Here is a 14,100-nt window from a genome sequence, read left to right as displayed (position 1 = left end):
TGTTTACGCTGTAGTGACGTGTTCACGTTGTTTTATCAAGGAGAAGCGAGAGCATAACCATGGTTTACCTTATGGATAGGTTACCTTATGGTGGTTCTCTTTCAGCGGAGCCCGCCGTTTATGCCTTTTTTATTGTGAACACAAATGATAATGATTATCAGGTAGGAATCATATAGCTAATGATGAAGTGAAAATTAACAATTTGGTGCAACTCTCATTTTAATGATTAATTACTCATTAATTTTTAATGACAGGGAACCAGTACTCCATATAAGAGGTGTCGCTAGTGGCATTGAACCTGTGATCATAGACCTCAATTTCATAGCCATCTACACCCTGATATCCAGAATCAGGGAGCCAGAATAGAATGAACCATTCCACTAAGTCGGCTAACTTTTCTATTGGACCATGAACGGGTAACACCGCGTAATCGTGTTCAGGAATGTCTAGAGAGGAAAGTTTTGCTTTCGTCCGCTCACTTAACTGTTCGGCGTTTAGCCCTGACCAATATTCCAAGCCTTCTTCACCCATTACACTATGGGTAGCGTCAATGACACCAAGCTGGGGGGAAAGTCCCCGAACTTCTTTACACTTCGAATGAAGTTCTTCCCAGATTTGAGGAACCTTTTGCTTGAAATTAGGGATTTGGGCAAACAAGCCTTTTATTGGTTCACGGATGCCATATAAGGTCGAGGCTGCTCTGTGCTCTATTCGAATCTGGAAGTAGTCGGTATCGGGTTGAAATCTGGGAGCACTAGCGCTCGGACGCACGAGTGGGATTTTGATTCGGTTTCGATTGCCTTGTTGGCGGTATGCTCGAGGACTTAAGCCAAAGTATTGTTTGAATGCACGGCTGAAGCTGATTTCAGAATTGAACCCAAATGCGACTGAGATATCCACCATACGATCGTGAGAGGTGAGAATTTGTTCTGCGGCCAGACTGAGCTTAATTTCTCTGACGTACTGCGCAACGTTCAGCCCAGTCTTTGAGTGGAAAACCCTTTGAAGCTGCCAGCGCGACCAACAACTCTGCTTGGAAAGATCTTCCAAAGTAAGTGGCAAATCGACGTTGCTGTGGATATAGGACAGTAATTTTTCTATCCGATTTAATGAAGGGTCAGTAACGCTCAAAATATAGCTCAATCCGATTAACGATATCGTCTTACCATACCATGGTTTGTATTGATTCTAACCCTTCAAAACACGAGGGATTAGACTCTCTGGTAGGCTCTGATAATGAAGTCTGCCTCGCATTCAAACGTCGAAGAATTAGACAAAGATTGCCTGAATTCGTCCGTCGCTTTCCAAGCAAACGGCGTCATTTGAAGCAGGTCTAGCGCTTCGTTTCCATTTAAGGGCATCGTGTAATTCAACTTTTCTTCGCCCAATAAACTGAAGCCATCGATAGTTTCATGGGCTTCGTCATGTAGCCTGACGTCGTCGTATATGCCTTCACGAAGTTGATATAGGTGACGAGCAGCGGGTGTAACTGTAACAACGACGCCTTGGGGGCGAATAGCACGCTTGAGTTCATCTGCTTTGCAGGGCGCATAAATTCTCAGTACGGCGTCAAGAGATTGATCCGCAAAAGGCAAGCGATGGCTTGACGCCACACTGAATTGGCAACCTCTGTAACGCTTTGCAGCATAACGGATAGCGACTTTTGAAATATCGAGTCCAAACACCTTGGCGTGGGGGTTCGATGCGCGCAATGTGCTCTCTACTTGGTTGGTGTAATACCCTTCACCACAGCCTATATCGAGCAATTGCGCTGACGTATTGTCGAGCCACTTTCGACATGTATCCGCAACCGTATCGCGAAGCTTATCGTAGTGACCACTATCGAGAAAACGGCGCCGAGCCTGAGTCATCTCTTTATTGTCACCGGGATCTTTTGAGCGCTTATGATGTGCGGGCATAAGGTTAACGTAGCCTTCTTTTGCAACATCAAACTGATGGTTATTTTCACATCGATAATGATGCTGAACGAAATCAAGTTTCGTTTGGCAAAGTGGGCATTGATAAGACATGTTCAACTCGCAGAGACAATTGGGTCGCAAATTTTAGCGGTATAGGTCGACCATTGCAAAGATTCAAAGGCGTTGAACATCAATCCCGGTATTCGTCTAATAGGTGTTCCCATCGAGCATATTGTTGATGAGGAGAGGGCAGCCGCGCTGTCATGACATACAAACTGATTTTTGTGATGACGTTTTTAGCGACCGCTTCCGATAGACTGTCTGATTCGATCGAGTGAAAGGGGCTTTGCTCAATCTGCATATCGGAAGAATTCATTTCTCTGAACAATACCCATTCACCCGGTGGTGTCACTTGTTCTAATGAGGGAAGGGGCATCCATTTCATAATGTCGTTATGAGGAAATCGAGAGCAACCCGACAGAGTGAATAGTGCTGTAATGGCCAAAATGACTGTGATACGCATTGATTTCCTCCTTGAAACTCATTTGAATCGAAGTAAGTGAGCGATACCCAAGAAACGATGCGCTGCTTGGGTATTTGCTAATCATTCTAAAAGAAGTAGTTAACACCTGCTGAAATGTAATTGGATTTAGTGTCATGGAAATTGATGTCTGAATCTTCATTGCCAATACCACCAATGACACTAATACTTGCTCTTTCCCAACCAAATGGTTGCGCATAGGAATAAAGTGCGAATAAGTTGGTTATTGAGGTGTCTTGTTTTTTGTTAAACACGGGGTTTTTAGCATCAAAACCACGTTGTGCGATACCAGCGTGAACAACAAAGCTGTGCTTTCCTAGAGAATACTGCAGGCCTAAATCACCACCAAACTCTTTGAAGCTGTTGGCTTTGCCATCGGCATCACGAACGGTGTAGTTTAGAGCAGGCAAAAGTGCCATGTTGTCGGTTAGAGGGAAAACCGTTTCAACTGCCACTCTTTGGTATAGGCTGTTTCTTTCCAGCTTTTTCATATTTTCAGCGGACAAATTTTGCCCTTTACCAGATTTGTCGTTTTCTACGTCGTACTTAACAAAAGCGTAGCGGAACGTTAAAGGCAAAGTGGTTTCTGGTGAGTAGGCGATACGTCCACCTTGAGCGTTAGAATTTGTTGTTTTACGGGCAGATCCAATCAAATAGGCATCTTCCCAAACTTCATTGACTCCAGGGATTTTCGGGAAGTACGCAGCATTAATTAAGCCCACGCCATTCAGGTAGTGGTTCACACCAATTTCCGCTTGAAACTGTTCGTTAGTTACCTGATCTTCACTTTGACCTAAGTAAAATTGTGTATAGCCGCTATCTAATGTGTACTCCACTCGTACAAAAGGGAAGGCACCAATTCCAGATGTTGATTTTCCGCTGCTTTGTAGCGAGTCTGTTGTTTTGTTGTCATCGTGAGTATTAAGTTGAGATTGCTCGGTTCCAACTCCAACGTTCGCTGATAAAACAAATTGCCAGCCTGGATCAAATGGTGTTTCTTGCTCCGCAATTTCTGAGTTTGCGATTAGAGGAGTGCTCATCATCAAGCAAGTGATACCAACCGTTCTGTGTAGATATTTCATCCCTGTACCTTTTTAAATGTTGAGATTGAGTAGCTATTGTGTTCAATAATTGAACGCTACTCCATGCCAAAATAAAGACTAACTGTGACCGTTTGTGACAACTTTCGCTCGGCTTCCCTGTTGATCCTCTTCTGGTTTTGCGTTCCAAGATAAGATGAACTTTGCTCCACCAAGAGAAGACTGCGAAATCAGTACGTCACCTTCATGCCAAATGGCAATTTGTTTAACAATGGCTAAACCCAGCCCATGACCTGTTGTGGTGTCTCTTTCTTCATTGTCTACCTGTGTAAATGGGTCAAATATTGATTCCCATAACTCCTGAGGGATACCAATGCCGTCATCTTCAATGGTGAGCTGCCAAGTTTTTGGGTGGCGTTCAAAGGTGACAACAATGGTGCTTTTCGCAAATCTAGCGGCATTCGAAAGTAAGTTGTTCATTGCGCGGACCATGGCTCTTTGATCGACCATGATTTCTTCTTCCTGAAGTAAGGATGAGCAATTGAATTCGATATGAAGATCGGCGTGTTCCAATTGAAAGTGATGAATTTCAGCGCGCAATATAGGTTCAAGCACGCATGGAACGATTTGTTTCGCATTAGGAACACGGCGAGAATAACGTGAAAGAATTAATGTTTGATTGATGAGATGATCGAGGTCATCAATACTCTTTTCAACGACGTTGTTGTACTTTTCCCTTTGTTCCTTGGTGATGTCACCATTGAGCATTTCAAAAGCAAAGCGCAGGCGGTAAAGAGGGGTTCTTAAATCGTGTGCAATCGCGTTGGTGAGCTCACGATGCCCCAATATCAATTTCTCAACACTATCAGCCATGTTATTGAACGATGTGCTTAACTGCGCTACCACTGACATTCTAGATGTTTTTGCGCGTGCTTGAAGATCGCCTTTACCGTATTGATTCGTTGTTGCTACTAATCGTTTTAAATCGCGCCAAAGGGGGATAGCCCAAAGCACAATAACGGCGGCAATACAGAGCATGATCCCCATGATGATCGCGCCCATGAACTGAATTTGGATAGTGCTCGATTGGCTGTCCATTACTCGTAAAATATCGCTACCTTCAATTTGAGCGAACAAAACAAGCCCTCCTTCTTCACTCAGTTCAGAAGTGATTTCACCGGATAAAAGCAGGCTTACATTTTCTTCCGAGAGTTCGAGTGAATCCAAAGGCTCAATGGTCGCGTAAACGGGCATTTGTTGGGTAATCTTTTCCAGTTCGACTTCGCGCTGATCTTTGGGCGTTTTCTTGATTTCTCGTGCCAAAATATACATCGGCCCCTTAGCTTGCATCCTTCCATAATCGTTACTGGCTAAATCTGTAGCAAAATAAATGGCTTGTTCACTTTGATGAATTCGCATGAGTAACGCGGGAGGATCGGAAATCTGGTAAACAATTTCCCCTGCTTTTAGGCTTGATAATAAATCGGCGTCGTTTAATGGGAAGTCCGCGATCTCAATAATCTTCAAGTCCACACCAAAATGCGGTTGCAGCTCTTTTATGTATTGCGACCAGTTTTCCGACGGAATAGCGTCTAAGTCGTCTTGAAGGGTATAGAGCGTCGGACCGTAAATATTTTCATAAAAGTCTTTTGTTAATATATTGCTGATATGGTTGAGTGGGTTGGCGGAAAACGGGCTGAAAAATAATGCAATCGGGATAAGAATTACCAGCCAAAGAACAGAAAATGCCTTAATCATAGAAGCTCCGTTAGCGCTTATCTGCGCAGAGCTGATAGCCCTTACCGCGAACAGTTTTAATGATTTGAGGTTGGTTAGGATCGTCCAAGAGTGTTCTCCTTAACCGAGAAATCCTTCGATCGATTGACCGGTCCAGACCATCGTATTCATAACCCCTTATCTGCTGGACAATGTCGTCTCGTGATACGACTTTTCCGGGGTTTTGGGCAAGAAGGTGTAAAAGCTCGAATTCGGCCGTGGTTAACTGGATTTCATTGTTATTCATAGAAACTTGTCGTTTTTGCAAGTCAATCTTTAACGCGCCAAACGTCAGTACCGTTTGAGTATCTGCGGGCGTGTTGGTGCGTTTATTTCTTCGAAGTAATGCGCGAACGCGCGAAAGTAAAAGCCTTGGTTGTACTTGCTTTACAATGTAATCATCGGCACCCAACTCCAACCCCATCATTTGATCAATGTCGTCATCAAGCGCGGTTTGCATCAAAATCATGCCAAGGTAGTCGGTTCTCACTTGTCGGCAAACGTCCATACCCGATTGCCCAGGAAGCATGACATCCAATATGACAATATCAGGTTGCTCTGCCACAATTCGTTGTGCTGCATCTATTCCGTTGCTCACGTGTGTTACGTCGAACTCATGACCTTTTAAATAATCACAGATCAGCTCAGCCAGTTCCATATCATCTTCAACAAGCATTAAGCTGTATTGATTAGTAGGATCCATTAGATACATTTCCTCTCCTTGGGTATTGTGCCAATTTTATTTCAATCTCATTGACTGGACTGTGACGATTTGTGACTAGTAATCTGAACTCTGAACTGTCTCCAGAAAGGTTGTTTTGAATCATATCAGTAATGATGCGAACTAAAGATTAACAAATACTAATAGAGTAAGTTATTTGGGAGTTGAATGTGTAAAAAGATGTAAACAGCGGCTAATGAGTTAGCCGCTTGAAAATATGCCAATTGAATTGTGGCCAGTTGGAATTTTCTGGCCGAACTTAAACGCGCACTTCAGTGCCCAACAATGGCTTTGAAAGGTCTGTTAACGTTTAAGCGTTGTAAGAGAGCTTGGTAACAAGCTGATGACTTTCACCTGGCTGTAATGTCTTTCCTTCCTCAATAGTAGGGGCATGAAGAGTTGATTCCACACAAAGCATGGTTAGATAGCCATCGTCTTGCATGTCTCCCATACCTTCCGCTCCGTCTTTCCATGGATTCCAAAGTACGGCGGAATTGTGACCTTTATTTTCAACAACTAATGAGCGATTTAGGGATGCGTCAGCGACTTTAATTTGTCCTTCAGGCTGAGTGTAAACACGATCAATACTTTCAGTGAGTGTCAGTGTGCTACCACCTTGAGTCACTTGATTGCCGTTTAACCCGTCAATGAATTCTGACCCCATTCCTGTTGTTTCTGTATCGTGGATGTTGCCAACATTGAGGTAAGTATGAAGAGCACCGGAGAATGTCCATTCAGATGTATCTGTGTTTTTTACATCCAACGTAATAGTAAGATCGTCCGAGATTTCTACATTCAAAATGGCTTCAAACTGATGGTTCCACACCGCGAGTGTTTCGTTGCTTGTTTTCAAGCCAAGACTAACAATAACACCTTCGGCATTTTCTCTATGTTCAACCAATTCCCACAGGCTAGTACGTGCAAAGCCATGTGCTGGTGCGGCAATACGGCCAAACCATGGCCAACAAACCGGTACACCACCACGTAGTGCAGCTTTCCCATCAAAATTCGCTTCTTTACTCATCCAAATAAGGTCTTCTTGACCCGTTGGTTTGAAAGAAACAACGTGTCCGCCATGAAGTGAAATACCCGCGGTAGCTTTTTCATGCATCACTCGAACTATTTTAAGACCTTCATATTCTACGATTGTGACGTTATCTGAAAGTACGGTCAGAGCAGGGAGAGTTTTTAGTTCCATCTTCTTATCCTGATGTGTTATACCAATCGTAGTAAGTAATCACTCATTCTAGCTTGTTAAAACACTCGATAACTGCGTTAAAAAATTTGATTGTAGAATAACTACTTATCGAAATTTTTTGCCTTGTTCTCAAGCGTTTTTCCTTCGCTATTTATGAACACTTACTTACTTTGATTGGTGTTAATCTAATTTTGTTGATCTGCAGATAAACAAAAAGGCGACACAATGGTCGCCTTTTTTAATCTTTCATCAAAGAAAGTCTTTTACTAATGCTTACTTAGAGATGTGAGCAACTAGGTCAAGAACTTTGTTTGAGTAACCGATTTCGTTGTCGTACCAAGATACAACTTTAACGAAGTTTTCAGTTAGTGCGATACCAGCTTTAGCATCGAATACTGAAGTTTGAACTTCGCCAATGAAGTCTTGAGAAACAACTTGGTCTTCAGTGTAACCTAGAACGCCCTTTAGAGGACCTTCAGAAGCTTCTTTCATAGTTGCACAGATTTGCTCGTATGAAGCGCCTTTCTCTAGGTTAACAGTTAGGTCAACTACAGAAACGTTAGCAGTTGGTACGCGGAAAGCCATACCAGTTAGTTTGCCGTTTAGTTCTGGAAGAACAACGCCTACAGCTTTAGCTGCACCAGTTGATGATGGGATGATGTTCTGAGAAGCACCACGACCACCACGCCAGTCTTTAGCAGAAGGACCGTCAACAGTCTTCTGAGTAGCAGTAGTTGCGTGTACTGTAGTCATAAGACCAGAAACGATACCGAAGTTGTCGTTTAGAACTTTAGCGATAGGCGCTAGACAGTTAGTAGTACAAGAAGCGTTAGAAACGATGTCTTGGCCTGCGTAAGTGTCTTGGTTAACACCCATAACGAACATTGGAGTTGCGTCTTTAGAAGGACCAGTTAGAACAACTTTCTTCGCGCCCGCAGTGATGTGCTTACGTGCAGTCTCGTCAGTTAGGAAAAGACCAGTTGCTTCAGCAACTACGTCTACACCGATTGCATCCCACTTAAGATCTTCAGGGTTACGCTCAGCAGTTACACGTACAGTTTTGCCGTTAACGATTAGGTTTCCGCCTTCAACTTCAACAGTACCGTTGAAACGACCGTGAGTTGAGTCGTACTTAAGCATGTAAGCCATGTACTCTACGTCGATAAGGTCATTGATACCTACTACTTCGATGTCTGCACGCTCTTGAGCAGCGCGGAATACGAAACGACCGATACGGCCAAAACCGTTAATACCTACTTTGATAGTCATTATAGTTGCTCCACAACTTAATTTCTGATTAAAGATAACTGGTAGTAAAATTACAGAATCCAGTAAAAATCTGCAACAGATAATCAAGGTTAACTTGTCTAAAGTCAAAAAAAAGCGATGCTTTTTTTAACATATCTTTGCAAATGTATATTTTTTACACATGACTGGGTGGATCTAACGCCAACAATCATGCGTAGAAGTATTCAGTCAATATCTGTGTGTCAAAAATGACGCACAAGTCATATTTCGGTTAAGAAGTATGTGCTACAACCCCAGTCTTAGGCAAGACTTTGTTTAATAAAATGAATAAAAAACAAAAAAAATGGAGGAATATAAACGTGAACCAAAAGGCGCAACCAGTTGAAAAAACGGAAAAAGAGTGGAAAGAACAACTAACTGACGAAGAATATCGTGTTTGTAGGGCACACGGAACAGAAGCTCCTTTTTCTGGAAAATTACTTCATAATAAACAAAGCGGCGAATATCAGTGCACCTGTTGTCATACCCCTCTTTTTCACTCGGAAAACAAGTACGATTCTGGGTGTGGCTGGCCAAGTTTTGATGCACCGATTAACGAGGCTGCAGTTCGTTATATTGAGGATCTGAGTCACGGAATGAAGAGGGTCGAAATCCGTTGTTCAGCGTGTGATAGCCATTTGGGTCACGTTTTTCCTGATGGTCCTAAAACCACTGGCGAACGGTTTTGTGTTAACTCAGTGTCGTTAATTTTCAACAATACGAAAAAAGGTGACGTGTAACACATCACCTTTGAAAATTAATTTCACATATACCCAAGTAACCTCAAGATGCTTGATTCAGCGAGAATTAACTGTTTTTCAGACAAGACACCGATTTGAAGATTTAGTGGGTCTAAATCAAGAATCGGTAACGCAGTATGAAGGGCAGTTAAACCTCGCCCTTGGGAGCCCATATTCTGTCCTATTTCATCGTCAAAGAACTAGGAAAGGACTTATCATTCCGCTGCGTTCTCTTCCTTGAACTGAAACAGAATATGAGGCTCTGAATCCTGCATCTTGAGGTCACTTGGGTATGGTCTTTACCATTTTCTGAGTGTGTCTATTTCCGGAATCAAAGACGGTTTGTAAAGCCCACTTTTGACGGAATCAGCCACATCATCAGCCAAGTCGTTTAGCTTATCTAGCTTTTCCTCTGGGTATGGATACATTCTTCTAAGGTTTCTATCTGAGGCAATAGGTAGCTCAAACTCTTTGCCTACCATTGCCCAAATATATGCGTATTCCAAGTTCCCGAGCGATTGATTAGTACTGGCTAATGACTTAATCACCTCGTTATTTAGCTCACCTTTTTTGGTGAGCGTTAAGGCATTTTCAAGAAGAATGAGTGTCTTATTGCGATCTCGGTTCGCGTAGTAGGTAGCTAACGCATATTGAAGTTTGGCGGTATTGAGTTTCTCCGTTCCTTCCAATTGCAAGAACTCACGTTGGGCGTCATCATCGCCTTGTGTCCAGCGGAAGTACAACGCGTAAGGATCGGTTGACGACTTTAAGTCGTTTAATATGCGTTTCTGTTCATCATAGGTATGAACCAGCGCATTGAATCGACGTTCTTTAAGATCACTTTGGTCTATGGGTTGTATCTGAGCCGCTAACTCAAGACATTGTTGATATTCATGTAAGATCTCAAATTCTTTCAGTATCTTGTCAACGTTATTGTTTCTCAGCGCGTCATATCGGTGCCAGATGAGATTTGTTCTTGGTATGCGACATTGCCCGTCGCGCATGTTGAGTTTTTCACACCTAAGTGTCGGATTTGCTTCACACAATTCCCCTGTGTTTTGATGAGCTTCAAAACATCCAGAAAGCGTTGCTACAGAAGCGATACAAATAAGAAGTCGAGTTTTTATCATTGGCATCCCGCTTGTGATCTAATGCTCTAATTTGTTGTCCATTACTTGACTAAGCATAGTAGCCGGATATGGTCTTATTCAAAACCTATTTACTTAAAATTAGGAAAGAAAGTGAATGTAGAGCAACTTATTGAAGCAATGACCCCAGAGGTGTACGAGCGCTTAAATTATGCTGTAGAAACGGGTAAGTGGCCGGATGGTACTCCGTTAAACCAAGAGCAGCGAGACTCTTGTATGCAAGCCGTTATGCTGTATCAATCCAAGCACAATACTGAAGCGCAGCATATGTCTGTTGCAGCGGGCGGTGAAATTGAGTTCAAATCCAAAGTTGAGCTGAAGAAAGAATTTTCTAAAGGCGAAGAAGAGATTGCTCGAATCAAAATTGATAAAGAATAAATCAACAGCACATCGATAAAGAACGTCAAATACAAAGAGAGGAGGCAATTGCCTCCTCTCTTGTTTTTTCTAATGATCAATATTTCTCGTAGTGAGAAATGCATCATTCTACAGGCTCATTTCACCACGCAGGATTTTTTGCATTTGGCTTTTTATCTCTTCGTAGCCGAGGTTTTGACTCAGCAAGTAGTGCAATTTAGCAAGTGCTGCCTCTGGCGTCATATCGTACCCGCTGATAACACCAGCTTCTGCTAAAGCACACCCTGTGGCATAGCCTCCCATGTTTACCTTGCCAGCGAGACATTGCGTTAGGTTCACGACAATTACACCGCGTTCAGAGGCTTCTTTGAGATGACCCAATAGCTCAGGATTTTGTGGAGCATTTCCGACACCAAAGGTCAGAAGAATCATTGCGTTCACAGGTTGGCGCAGCGTATTTCGAATGACCTCGTGTGAAATGCCAGGGTACATAGTAATGACACCTATTGGCTGGGGGGTAATGCTATGCACTTTAAAATCGCCTGCAGGCTTTTTATCCACTTCAATGTAATTACTTACTTGAATGTTAATACCCGCTTCCAGCAGAGCTGGCAGGTTAGGGGACGTAAACGCATTAAACCCATCAGCATGCGATTTGGTACTGCGATTTCCCCTCATCAACTGGTTATTGAAAAATAGCGTGACTTCATTAATCGGGTAATTCGCCGCGATGTGTAATGCATTAAGTAGATTGGCTTGCCCATCGGATCTCAGCTCTGCTAGAGGGATTTGCGACCCCGTAACGATGACTGGCTTACCAAGGTTTTCAAGCATAAACGAAAGCGCCGAAGCAGTATAAGCCATGGTGTCGGTGCCATGAAGAATAACGAAACCATCGTAGTTGTTATAGTTGTCACGAATGTCATCAGCGATTTGCTGCCAATCCATAGGCGTCATATCGGATGAATCGATGAGTGGATCGTATTCGTGAATGGTGTAATCGGGCATTTCAGAGCGATGAAATTCTGGCATGCTTTGAAGTTGTTTTTCCATAAACCCAGCAACTGGAATGTAACCTTGATCAGATTTTTGCATTCCAATAGTGCCGCCAGTATAAGCGATGTATATGTGTTTTTTTTGCATAGGGCTATGTTTCTATTCGTTACACGTTGTAATTATGGCGGGATTATAGCGAATTCTGCTCAAAACCCCAGAAGGAAATACTGGAAGAGTGCATCCCAATTAACAAAAGTGTAATTGCGATAATAAAGCCCCCTTCACTGAACAAGACGAGCTTATCTAAACGGTTTCAAAGTTTGAGTTTGTTTATGGATAAGTTGTGTTTACAGATAAGTTTAGCAGCATAAAAAAATAGACGCCGAAGCGTCTATTTAAAAGGTTGTTGCTAACGTTTAAGTGTCAGAACTATTGAACTTGGCAATTTAAGCAAAATGCATAGTGCCCTTTAGGATCGTTAAAGCTCTGCATCACACTTAGGTCTTGCTTAAGTTGGTTGGCAACAGGCTGTAGCGATTGAGGTAACACGCTATTCATATCGATGCCTAGCTTCACAGAGATATTTTGCATCAACTCCTGAATGATCTGTTCGGTTGAAGATAGAGGCTCTTCTACCCAGTAAATGTTGTATGAATCCAGTTCTGCCAATTCAGCAGCCAGCTTAACGGCATCATCAAAGTCGCCCATTTGGTCGACTAACCCGAATTCCATAGCATCTTTCGCTGTCCAAACACGCCCTTGGGCGACTTTATCAACGTCTGAAATACTCATATCGCGGTTTTCGCCAACGAGACCAATAAAGCGCTGGTAGCCGTGCTCAATACCCAGTTGAATCGCTTCCGATGCTGCAGGAGTTAGCCCGCGTGTAACGCCAATACCAGAGAAAGGAGAAGTGCCGATACCATCGTTATAAATACCAAGGTTGTTCAGGCCTTTCTCAAACGTTGTAATCACGCTGAATATGCCAATGGAGCCAGTAAGGGTAGTCGGTTGTGCAACGATTTTGTCGGCACTCATCGAAATCCAGTAGCCACCAGAAGCCGCCAAGCTTGACATAGATACAACGACGGGCTTTCCAGCATTACGCAAAGCTTGTACTTCGTTACGAATGACTTCAGAAGCAAACGCACTGCCGCCTGGGCTATCCACTCGAAGTACAACAGCTTTAATTTTGTCGTCAATTCTTGCGTCGCGCATCAGTGATGCAATCGTATCACCGCCCACCGTTCCACGAGGTTGGAAACCATCCATAATCGCGCCACTGGCCACAATTACGCCGACGTCGTCAGCAGCAAAATTCAACTTCGGAGTCATTGTTGCCAGGTATTCGTAGTATCCGATGTGATTAAAGCTGTCGTTGCCATTACTACCAAACTCTTCAACCAATGCTTTTCTGACTTGCTGTCTGGTCGCCAGTTCATCAACTAAGCCAATGTTTTTGGAAAGCTGTGCTAAATCGCCTTTAGCTTCGTTGAGCAACTTCAACATGTCATCTTCACTAGGCGCAAGCGTGGAGGCTTCAATTTGGCGGTTTAGTGCAACATCATGAATGAACGCATCCCAAAGTTGTGTCAGCCAGCGAGACGCCGACTCTTTGGCTTCCTCAGACATGTCGTTACGAGTGAATGGCTCAATCGCAGATTTGTAGGTGCCGACTCGGAACACGTGCGTATTAACATCCAGCTTTTCTAACATGTCTTTGTAGTAAAGATTGTATGCGCCATAGCCTTGCATCAGTACTGCACCATCTGGTGCCAAGTAGACTTTATCAGCGTAACTGGCCAAGTAATACTGGCTTTGGTTGTAAAAGTCACCAATGGCATAAACAGGTTTGCCAGAGGTTTTAAATTCGTTCAGCGCTTTAGCAATGTAGCGAAGTTTGGTCAGATTGGTTTCTGGCATTTCACGCAGCGCTAAAACCAAACCCGTCACGTTGTCGTCGTTTTGCGCGTGTCTAATCGCTTCGACAATATCAAACAAAACGTTCTCTTTTGGCAGTTCACTGCCGAGTAACGATCCAGTGAAAGAATCCATAGGAGCAACGTAGCTGCTTTGCTCCACTATCGGACCGGACAAATTCATGACAAGCGCCGATTTTTCTTGCACAACAGGTGCAGTGGTATCGGCTTGGGTGTAAACGAAATAGATGATCGCTAAAGAAAATAAAAAGAATAGGTTGATGATGGCAACACGTAGGAAAGAAATCGCTTTCCATATCCACTTAAAAATCAATCCTATAACTCGAAATATCTTTTTCATGTCTTTCCAATACAAGTACTTAGCTAATCGCTCCATCCTACGTGATCTTAGCGAAGAAAAACACAGAAGATTGATCGTTGTTGTAAAAATGTAAACA

At 43.1% G+C, this 14,100-nt stretch carries 13 protein-coding genes; 2 read left to right on the top strand and 11 right to left on the bottom strand.

Annotated elements, in window-relative coordinates; translation table 11 throughout:
• Nucleotides 1-237: 237 nt before the first annotated feature.
• The 8 genes from LDO37_RS12650 to gap all read right to left on the bottom strand — a co-directional run bounded on the left by LDO37_RS12650 (nt 238) and on the right by gap (nt 8,464).
• A complete protein-coding gene (locus tag LDO37_RS12650) occupies nt 238-1,131 on the bottom strand; it encodes an AraC family transcriptional regulator (RefSeq protein ID WP_126609096.1) in 894 nt (297 codons plus the stop codon).
• Nucleotides 1,132-1,211: 80 nt separating this feature from the next.
• The gene (gene rlmA, locus LDO37_RS12645) at nt 1,212-2,030 is read right to left on the bottom strand and encodes a 23S rRNA (guanine(745)-N(1))-methyltransferase (RefSeq protein ID WP_126609097.1); all 819 of its coding nucleotides are present in this window, start codon (nt 2,028-2,030) and stop codon (nt 1,212-1,214) included.
• Between the two features lie 79 nt (nt 2,031-2,109).
• Nucleotides 2,110-2,442, bottom strand: a complete 333-nt coding sequence (locus LDO37_RS12640; RefSeq protein WP_101112639.1) for a hypothetical protein — start codon at nt 2,440-2,442, stop codon at nt 2,110-2,112.
• 86 nt (nt 2,443-2,528) lie between these two features.
• Nucleotides 2,529-3,542 carry a DUF2860 family protein gene (locus LDO37_RS12635; RefSeq protein ID WP_126609098.1) on the bottom strand — a complete coding sequence of 338 codons (1,014 nt, stop codon included), beginning with the start codon at nt 3,540-3,542 and terminating at the stop codon, nt 2,529-2,531.
• A gap of 78 nt (nt 3,543-3,620) precedes the next feature.
• Nucleotides 3,621-5,258 carry an ATP-binding protein gene (locus LDO37_RS12630; protein WP_126609099.1) on the bottom strand — a complete coding sequence of 546 codons (1,638 nt, stop codon included), beginning with the start codon at nt 5,256-5,258 and terminating at the stop codon, nt 3,621-3,623.
• Nucleotides 5,259-5,268: 10 nt separating this feature from the next.
• Nucleotides 5,269-5,979 carry a response regulator transcription factor gene (locus LDO37_RS12625; protein WP_101112938.1) on the bottom strand — a complete coding sequence of 237 codons (711 nt, stop codon included), beginning with the start codon at nt 5,977-5,979 and terminating at the stop codon, nt 5,269-5,271.
• 328 nt (nt 5,980-6,307) lie between these two features.
• Entirely contained in the window at nt 6,308-7,195 is an 888-nt protein-coding gene (locus tag LDO37_RS12620) for a D-hexose-6-phosphate mutarotase (RefSeq protein WP_126609100.1), read from the bottom strand.
• Nucleotides 7,196-7,468: 273 nt separating this feature from the next.
• On the bottom strand, nt 7,469-8,464 hold the full coding sequence (gap, locus tag LDO37_RS12615) for a type I glyceraldehyde-3-phosphate dehydrogenase (RefSeq protein WP_101112635.1): 996 nt from the start codon (nt 8,462-8,464) through the stop codon (nt 7,469-7,471).
• A gap of 302 nt (nt 8,465-8,766) precedes the next feature.
• On the opposite strand from gap, the gene msrB reads away from it, so the two are divergent.
• Nucleotides 8,767-9,222 (top strand): peptide-methionine (R)-S-oxide reductase MsrB, encoded by a 456-nt coding sequence (msrB, locus tag LDO37_RS12610; protein WP_101112634.1) that lies wholly within the window; start codon nt 8,767-8,769, stop codon nt 9,220-9,222.
• A 299-nt stretch (nt 9,223-9,521) separates the two neighbouring features.
• Here the strand turns inward: msrB and LDO37_RS12605 are convergent, their stop codons facing one another.
• Entirely contained in the window at nt 9,522-10,352 is an 831-nt protein-coding gene (locus tag LDO37_RS12605) for a DUF2989 domain-containing protein (RefSeq protein ID WP_101112633.1), read from the bottom strand.
• 111 nt (nt 10,353-10,463) lie between these two features.
• On the opposite strand from LDO37_RS12605, the gene LDO37_RS12600 reads away from it, so the two are divergent.
• On the top strand, nt 10,464-10,748 hold the full coding sequence (locus tag LDO37_RS12600; RefSeq protein WP_101112632.1) for a YeaC family protein: 285 nt from the start codon (nt 10,464-10,466) through the stop codon (nt 10,746-10,748).
• 108 nt (nt 10,749-10,856) lie between these two features.
• Here LDO37_RS12600 and ansA read toward each other — a convergent pair whose 3' ends face one another.
• Both ansA and sppA read right to left on the bottom strand, forming a co-directional pair.
• Complete coding sequence (ansA, locus tag LDO37_RS12595; RefSeq protein ID WP_126606571.1) at nt 10,857-11,870, bottom strand: asparaginase; 1,014 nt, start codon at nt 11,868-11,870, stop codon at nt 10,857-10,859.
• Nucleotides 11,871-12,152: 282 nt separating this feature from the next.
• The gene (sppA, locus tag LDO37_RS12590; protein ID WP_126606570.1) at nt 12,153-14,003 is read right to left on the bottom strand and encodes a signal peptide peptidase SppA; all 1,851 of its coding nucleotides are present in this window, start codon (nt 14,001-14,003) and stop codon (nt 12,153-12,155) included.
• Nucleotides 14,004-14,100 lie beyond the last annotated feature (97 nt).

This window comes from Vibrio penaeicida, assembly GCF_019977755.1.
GTDB lineage: Bacteria > Pseudomonadota > Gammaproteobacteria > Enterobacterales > Vibrionaceae > Vibrio > Vibrio penaeicida.
The sequence above is the reverse complement of the archived record's forward strand: the minus strand, read 5'-3'. Positions and strand labels throughout refer to the sequence as shown.

What these genes read in the sequence shown, in the direction of transcription:
- rlmA (WP_126609097.1), bottom strand. Translation starts at nt 2,030, where the DNA reads ATGTCTTATCAATGCCCACTTTGCCAAACGAAACTTGATTTCGTTCAG.
- LDO37_RS12640 (WP_101112639.1), bottom strand. Translation starts at nt 2,442, where the DNA reads ATGCGTATCACAGTCATTTTGGCCATTACAGCACTATTCACTCTGTCG.
- LDO37_RS12635 (WP_126609098.1), bottom strand. Translation starts at nt 3,542, where the DNA reads ATGAAATATCTACACAGAACGGTTGGTATCACTTGCTTGATGATGAGC.
- LDO37_RS12630 (WP_126609099.1), bottom strand. Translation starts at nt 5,258, where the DNA reads ATGATTAAGGCATTTTCTGTTCTTTGGCTGGTAATTCTTATCCCGATT.
- LDO37_RS12625 (WP_101112938.1), bottom strand. Translation starts at nt 5,979, where the DNA reads ATGGATCCTACTAATCAATACAGCTTAATGCTTGTTGAAGATGATATG.
- LDO37_RS12620 (WP_126609100.1), bottom strand. Translation starts at nt 7,195, where the DNA reads ATGGAACTAAAAACTCTCCCTGCTCTGACCGTACTTTCAGATAACGTC.
- gap (WP_101112635.1), bottom strand. Translation starts at nt 8,464, where the DNA reads ATGACTATCAAAGTAGGTATTAACGGTTTTGGCCGTATCGGTCGTTTC.
- msrB (WP_101112634.1), top strand. Translation starts at nt 8,767, where the DNA reads ATGAATAAAAAACAAAAAAAATGGAGGAATATAAACGTGAACCAAAAG.
- LDO37_RS12605 (WP_101112633.1), bottom strand. Translation starts at nt 10,352, where the DNA reads ATGATAAAAACTCGACTTCTTATTTGTATCGCTTCTGTAGCAACGCTT.
- ansA (WP_126606571.1), bottom strand. Translation starts at nt 11,870, where the DNA reads ATGCAAAAAAAACACATATACATCGCTTATACTGGCGGCACTATTGGA.
- sppA (WP_126606570.1), bottom strand. Translation starts at nt 14,003, where the DNA reads ATGAAAAAGATATTTCGAGTTATAGGATTGATTTTTAAGTGGATATGG.